The organism is Micromonospora sp. NPDC005194, assembly GCF_040608335.1.
Lineage (GTDB): Bacteria > Actinomycetota > Actinomycetes > Mycobacteriales > Micromonosporaceae > Micromonospora.
The window spans coordinates 21,041-27,078 of the sequence record NZ_JBEXIA010000056.1 but is presented as its reverse complement, the minus strand read 5'-3'; the positions used below and the strand labels follow the sequence as shown (position 1 = coordinate 27,078).

General features: G+C 76.8%; 2 protein-coding genes. Both read left to right on the top strand.

The genetic code is table 11. The features are described from left to right. Positions 1 to 110 precede the first annotated feature (110 nt). Entirely contained in the window at positions 111 to 671 is a 561-nt protein-coding gene (locus tag ABZU53_RS29955) for an XRE family transcriptional regulator (protein WP_355068919.1), read from the top strand. A 374-nt stretch (positions 672 to 1,045) separates the two neighbouring features. Next, on the top strand, positions 1,046 to 6,028 hold the full coding sequence (locus ABZU53_RS29950; protein WP_355068917.1) for a WG repeat-containing protein: 4,983 nt from the start codon (positions 1,046 to 1,048) through the stop codon (positions 6,026 to 6,028). Positions 6,029 to 6,038: the final 10 nt, after the last annotated feature.

The following is a 6,038-nucleotide window of genomic DNA, read 5'->3' as shown; positions in this document are numbered from 1 at the left end:
GGTCGATTTGCTGTCTTACCTGGAGCCTCGCCCTCATCGATCACCGGGCTACGCACACCGTCCCTGACCTGCAAGATCAGGTTGGAAAAGGCTCAATGGAGCGAACACGCATGCCTGGAGAACCGGCTGCCCCGTTGGCCACCATCGCTGCCGCCCTGCGCCGCGAACGGGAGCGCCTCGGGATCTCGCCGGCCGAGCTGGCCCATCGGGCGGGGGTGACCGAGTCGACGATCTCCCACCTGGAGTCGGGGACCGGCAACCCGAGCGTCGAGACGCTCTGGGCGCTCGGCGTGGCGCTGGGCGTACCGTTCAGCCGGCTCGTGGAGCCGGCGGACGTCGACATCCGGGTGATCCGCGCCGGGGAGGGGCCCCGGGTCCGTTCCGAACAGGCCGACTTCGCCGGGACGCTGCTCAGCGCCGGCACGGCGCACCTGCGCCGGGACGTCTACCTGATCGAGTTGGAGCCGGGCGCGGTCCGGGAGGCGGACGGGCACACCCCCCGCAGCGTCGAGCACGTGGTGGTGGCCGCCGGACGGCTGCGCGTCGGCCCCGAGGCGGGCACCGTGGACCTCGGTCCGGGTGACTACGCGACGTTCCCCGGCGACACACCGCACCGGTACGAGGCGCTGGTCCCCGGCACCTTCGCCGTCCTCGTCATGGAGCATCCCTGACCCGATGCTCCGGTCCACCCGGCCGGCGGGTGGGGTATCGTCAAAGGTCAGATTGGGTTATCGACCCAAATGTCCGGAACCATCGGATAACGTTTGCGCTCGTGGGCGGTGCCACAGTGGCGGTGAACGAGCCCACGCCGTTACCCTCCATCCGCAGCCACGCCCTGCCGGAATGGGCGACCCGACCGGCACGCGAGGCCCCAGCGCGACAATGTGCAACGAGGTGACAACGCCGTGAGCGAGCGGACGCGAGCCGGCCACCGGGGCGTGGCAGGCGGCGACCGGACGCCCATGGGCCAGCGAGGCACCACCGCGGCCACCTCACCGTCGACGGGGAGCGGCCACGCGGCCGGGTGTGGCGACGGGCTCAACGGATGAACGGCCGCTACACCGACCGGTGGCGGGACCCGAACGAACCGTCCTGGGTGGTCGAGCCGACCACCGAGTGGCACCCCCAGTTCCCCGGCCAGCGCTACCCCGGCGACATCGGCGTCACCCACCAGCCGGCACCGCCGCGCGGACGGGCGACAGTTGTCGGTCGTACCGAGGTGCCGCCGCTCGCGCCCACCCGACCGGACGGCACCTACCTCGGCCGCTCCTGGGCCGACGAGCCTCCGGGCGAGTCTGCCCCCAACGGCCGGTGGGGGGCGGACGACGAGCCGGGCGGGACACCCTCCTACGGCTGGTCACGCAGCGACGAGCGCCCGGTCGACACGACGCACCACGGACGACCCGAGACCCCGCAGTACGACCATGAGCCGTACCGCCGGCCGCTCCCCGAGCCGCCCCGACGGGAGGAGCGCCGCTCCCCCGAGTCGGACCGGCGGACCGCCTGGTCCGACCGGCGACCCAACGACGACCGGGGACCGGCTCGGGAGGCCGCCTGGCACCGCGAGCAGCCCACTTCCGAGCGGTACGACGGCCGCCCGCCCCGACACGAGCCGGCCGACCGGGACCGGGCGTACCCGACCGCGCCACCCGTCTCCCCCGGGCCCTACTCCCCCGCACCGCGCAGTGACTCCGGCTGGGTGCCCGAGCCGGACGAGGCGCCGCGCCGGCGCGGCACGTCGGAGCGGCCGGCCGCGAGTCACGACCGGCACCCCGGCGACGGGTACGGCACCCCACCGGCCAGGGGCCACGACGGCCGCCCGACCGACGGCTGGGCCGCCGAGGGGGCCGGCCAGTGGGCACCCGTGGACAGCCGCTCCCGCTACCGGGCCGACGGCCACCCCGACCGCCTACCCGACGACGCCCGCCGCCCGGAACGCCTACCCGACGACGCCCGCCACCCCGACCGCCTGCCCGACGACGCCCGCCGCTCAGAACGCCTACCCGACGACGCCCGCCGCCCGGAGCGGGGCGTTGCCGACGGCCGGTCCCGCGTGGACGCTGGCCCCGGTGCGTCCACCGACCGGCAGCGCCGGCCGGACGAGGCATTCGGGACGCCACAGACGTCCGAGGGCGGACGGCGGCGCCGCCCCGAACCGGAGGCACCGGAACAGCCCCGCCGCGACGACGAGCGCCGCCGTCCCGATGTCGAGCCGCACCGGCAGCAACCCCGCGAGGCGGCAGCCCGCACCGAGGCGTACCCGGACCGTCGCGCGCGCGAGAACGCCCGGCCGGAGCGGTACGGCGAGGAGCCGTACCGCGAGGAGACCTACCGCGAGGAGCCGCGGTCGCAGCCCGGCCCCCGGTCGGGTGGCGGCCTGCCCTGGCCGCCGCCCGGTCCGGTGCACCCGGACCGCAGACGGGAGCCGGGCTACCGGCCCGAGCCGCACCGCGGCGCTGAGCCGGAGGTCCCGCCGCGGCCGGCGACGCGACCCGCACGGCCACCGGCGGAGCCGCCCCGGTACGACGAACGGCCCGCGCGTCCCGCCGCGACGGCGCCGCCCACCTCCGGCCGGGCCACCCCGGTCCCGCCCACACCCGTCTCCCCCGCCGCACCGGGCACCGGCCGGGCGACCCCGGTTCGTCCGGCCTCGCCGGAGCGACCGGTGTCGCCGGCACCCGTCTCGCCCGCCGCGCCCGGCCCGGACCGGCCGGTGTCCGCGGCACCCGTCTCCCCCGCCTCGGCGGACCACGCGTGGCAACCATCCACGTCGTCCGGTCGTCCGGAGCGCGACCGGCCGGTGTCCGCCGCACCGGTCTCCCCGGCGGACGTCCCCGTCTCCGGTCCACCGGCCGCCCGGCTGCGGCTGGAGTTCCTGCCCGCCCCGGTGGATCCTCCGTCCTCGGACGAGCGGCCGGAGTCGCCGCAGCGGCCCGAGCACCGCACACCCACCGAACCGGCTTCGACTGCCGACCCTCGCGCCACCGCGCCACCGCGCTATCCCGGCCCGGACAACCGCTCGCACCCGGCGCCGCCCGCCCGTCCCGCCCCGCAGGACCAGCCCCCACAACCCACACCTGGGCAGCGGCCCTCGCCGCCTGCGGATGACCGCCCGCCGGTCGCTCCCCCACCGTCCTGGCAGCGGCCGGAGCAGCCCCCCACCCCCGTGACGCCGACGTCCTCGGCGCCCGCGCCGGATGCCGAGCCGGCGCTTCCGATCGCCCCGGGCGTACCGCGTCGCTACGTGCCCCCGGCGCCCTCGGAAGCGCCAGTGCCGACCGCTGCGGAGCCAGCGGAGGCGTCGGCCCGGGGGCCGGCAGCCTGGTTCAGCCCGGGCGCCCAGCCGGTCGTGTCCGACCAGGACGAGACACCAGCGGACCAGCGGCCGACCGAGGAACCCGAGACCACCACCGTCGCCGAGACGACCGAGGACTGGAAGCCCGGCGACGGGTCGGCCGGCTCGCCACACGCCGAGGACGCGCACGTCCCGTCGGCGGCGTCCGCCCAACCGCTGGTCAGCGACCCCGCAGCCGACCGGCGGCCCGACTCGGCCGTCGAGACCGCTGCGACACCGATCTCCGGACCGCTCGCCGACCCGGTCTCCCCACCACCGAGCCGGCCGGTGTCCGCACCACCAGCCGATCCGATCGCCGTACGCCCCGCCCCACCCGCCTCGGCGCAGCCTGTCTCGGCACCGCCTGTCTCCGCGCCGCCGGACTCGGCCTGGCCCGTCTCGGCCCCGCCAGCCCTCGCGCCGCCGGACACGACACGGCCCGTCTCGGCACCGCCGGGCACCACACCGCCGGACTCGGCCTGGCCCGTCTCGGCACCGCCGGGCACCACACCGCCCGACTCGGCCTGGCCCGTCTCGGCACCGCCGGCCTCGGCCACCCCGATGGAGGTGGCCGACGCTGAGCGTCGCCCTCGGGTCGACGACCTCGCCACCCACGTGGAGCCGTCCACCGAACCGACCCCGACCGACGGACGGGAGCCGATCTCCGGACCGCCGGCACACCCGGTCTCCGGTGCTCCACGCGCCTGGTCGGACGACCTGGTCGACGATGCCGACGACGCAGCGGCGGCCGCCGAGCCGGTGTCGGGCGACATCCACCGTCCGCTCGGCGGTGAGCCGTACACAGAGGCGTCGGGGCACCACAGCGACCTCGCCCCCGACGACATCCGCCAGGTCACTGGTGCGACGAGCGCGCCGACCGCCGACGCATCCACCGACGCGTCGCGGGACCGCCTCGCCGACGCCGGACCGTGGGACCGGCCGGCATCGGCGCCGCCCGCGTCGAGCAACGCGTACCCATCGACCGCCAGCCCGGACCCGGATGCCGACCCGGCCGGGTCCGGTCCGGCGACCGAGGCGACGCGCACGCCGCCGCCCGAGCCGGCGGCGGAACGGCCCACCGCGACGGCGCCCGTGTCCGCACCGCCCGCACCGGAGCCCGTACCCCCGGCGGCACTCGCACCGCCGGTCTCCGCACCGCCGGCCGCGCAAGCACCCGTCTCCGCACCGCCGGTCTCCGCACCGCCCGTCTCCGCACCGCCGGCCGCGCAGGCACCCGTGTCCGCGCCACCTGCGACGCCCGTCTCCGCGCCACCCGCCGCGCCCGTCTCCGCCGTACCGCTCGCTGGCATTCCCGGGCCGCGCAGCGGGTCGTCCGACCAGGACGCGCCGGTGTCGGCGCCGCCCGCCACGGCGCCGGAGCCGCCCCGTCGTTCGCTGGCCGATCAGGGCGACCCGGAGCAGGTCCTGGCCGCGTACCGCTGGCGGCTGGACCCGGTGACCCTGCGCGAGGAGCTGACGGAGCCGGACGCCATGCGGGCCATCCGGCGGCGGTTGACCGAGAAGCTGGGCTCGGCCGTCGACAACAAGGCCCGTGCGCGGCTGCTGAGTCTGCGCGCGGTCGCCTCGCGGATCCTCGGCGACCTCGACGACGCGTTGGCCGACGGCCGGCTCGCCCTCACCTACGCCGAAGCCACCGGCGAGCTGCGCCGGACCGCGCTGGCCCAGGCCCGGCTGGCCCACGTGCTGCGCTGGCGGGGCGACTACGCCGAGGCCGACCAGCTCTTCGCCGAGGCCAACTCGATCGAACTGCCCGACCGGCTGCGCGCCGCCCTGCACGAGCACGCCGGGCGGTGCTGCTATGACCAGGGCCGGCTGATGGAGGCCTGCCACCACTTCGAGCGGGCGCTCGACCTGCGCGGGGCCGGCGACGCCGAGCTGCTGGACCGGATCCGGGTGGCCCTCGACGCGGTCACCGCGCGGGCTTCTGCCGACGGCTTCGGGCCGTACCCCCGGAGTCGGGAAGAGGTGCTCGACCGTGACCGGCCCCCGCAGCCGGACCGGGACGGACCGCTGTGGGGTTACACCGACCACGCCGGCGACGTTGTCATTCCCGCCCGGTACGCCGAGGCGCAGCCCTTCCACGACGGGCTGGCCTGGGTCCGGCGGCCGGACACCGACCGGTGGTCCCTGATCAACCTGCTGGGTACGACGGTGATCCCGCCCTCGTACCGGGCGGTGCGCCCGTTCAGCGACGGCCTGGCCTGGGTGGTCACCGACGGCGGGTGGACGGCGATCGACCCGACCGGCGCGGTGCAGGTTCCGCCCAACTTCGCCGACGTACGGCCGTTCCGCCGAGGGCTGGCCGCGGTGAAGCGCGAGGGGTGGGGCGCGGTCGACCGGACCGGCCGGATCGTGGTGCCGACCCGATACCACGGCTTCGTCACCGAGCTGACCGACGCGGGTCCGGTCGACGGCTTCACCGACGAGGGTCTCGTGGTCGTCGACGTGGCCGGTCGGCGCGGTGTGGTGGACCGGACCGGCGCGGTGCTGGTCCAGCCGTCGTACCCGATGGTGGTCATCCACCCGGTGGCGTTCCTGGTGGTCAGCGGCAGCGGTCGGTGGGGCGCGCTGGACCGGCGGGGTGGGCCGCTGATCGACCTGGTGCACCCCGATCGCGCGGCGGTGCTGGAGGAGATCGACCGGCTGTTGACCGACGCGAACCCGGTGCTCTGAGTCGTCGCTC